General features: G+C 67.8%; 1 protein-coding gene. It reads right to left on the bottom strand.

Translation table 11 applies throughout. The features are described from left to right. Positions 1-935, bottom strand: a 935-nt coding sequence (locus B0F77_RS46430; protein WP_425435851.1) for a GGDEF domain-containing protein, incomplete at its 3' end; no start/stop codon positions are given. Positions 936-1,471 lie beyond the last annotated feature (536 nt).

Raw genomic sequence — 1,471 nt, forward strand, 5'->3', positions numbered from 1 at the left:
GGGCTTCCTCGACGCCGAGGGCTAGTGGACCTGGGCGGTGGCGACGCGGTCGCGGCCGTTGCTCTTGGCCTGGTAGAGGGCCTCGTCGGCGGCCAGCAGCAGTGGGCTGAGCGCGGTGTCGGTGTCGGGGAACACCGCCGCTCCCACTGAGGCGGTGAGGCCGGAGATGACCTGGTCGCGGCCGAGGCGGTCGACGANNCACCGCCGAATCTGCCCACGAGGTCGTAGGAGCGCACGGAGTGCTTGAGCGCGTCGGCGACGGCGCGCAGCACGCGGTCGCCGGCGAGGTGGCCGTACTGGTCGTTGATGAGTTTGAAGTGGTCGAGGTCCAGGATCAGGATGCCGACGGTGGACAGCAGGCGGCGGGCGCGTTCGATTTCGCGGCCGGCGACGTCGTGCCAGAAGGTGGCGTCGACCAGGCCGGTCTTGGAGTCGGTGCGGGCGGCGACGCGGAACTGCGGCAGCAGGAGGCCCATGTGCAGGGCCAGCACGGTCAGCAGGAGCATCGGTGTGAGCCAGGGGCGGCTGGTCATCATGATCGCCAGCACCGAGCCCAGGCCGATGGAGGCGAGGATGATGAGCTGGTCGGAGGCGTTGCCCAGGGCCGCGCGGGCGGGCTGGTCGCGGTTGGTCATGACGATGGCGCCGACGACGAGGGCGTAGTTGACGAGCCAGTACACCAGGCCGGCGCCGGAGAGGGCGAGCAGGCCGAGGGGGCCGTCAACGTCAAGAGGCCGGTTCGAGAAGAATCCCAGAACCAGTTGCGCCGCGGCACACGCGAGTACGACAGTGGCCGCGGAGAACACCTTGCGGAACAGGACCGCCCGCCGCTTGTAGACCCGAAGCCACGCGTGCAGGTAGCTGATGGCGATCAGCGCGGCCAGCAGGGGCATCGGTAGTACGAGCACGCCCGCGAACAGCCACACCGATTGCATGTGGGCGTGCGGCGAGCCCTCGCGTGAGATTTCGCGGATCCGCTCAATGCCCTGTGCCGCCTCCAGGTGCAGTACCGCACCGCCGGCGAGCAGCAGGAACAACGTCCAGGGCAACGCCTCGGCAGGGGTACGCCATGCGGTGGCGAGCGTGACGAGGGACGCCAAAACGTCCGCCGTCACGACATAGGCCAGCACCACAGGAGGAATGGACCATAACCTCCATCGGCGCGGGTCGAGCCAAGGCACGCTGCCACCCCCACACCACCGTCAGGAACAAACAACTGTAGCTACCGGGTAACTCAAAGTCGTGGCTCCATGTGGGGGACCTCACCCTGAGTAGTACTCACGATTTCCGCACCCCTTTTTCCCTCTCGGAAACCCCCTCGAAGGAGATTGTCATGATCGTCCGTACCTCCTCCCCGCGTCCGGTCCGCCCCAACGACTGGTTCCGCCCGAACGACTGGCAGCGTCCGAACGACTGGCGTTCGAGCGAGACCCGCTGACCCACCAGACGATCGCCGCACCGCTTGCCGCGA

This window comes from Lentzea kentuckyensis (assembly GCF_002150765.1).
In the GTDB taxonomy this organism is placed as follows: Bacteria; Actinomycetota; Actinomycetes; order Mycobacteriales; family Pseudonocardiaceae; genus Lentzea; species Lentzea kentuckyensis.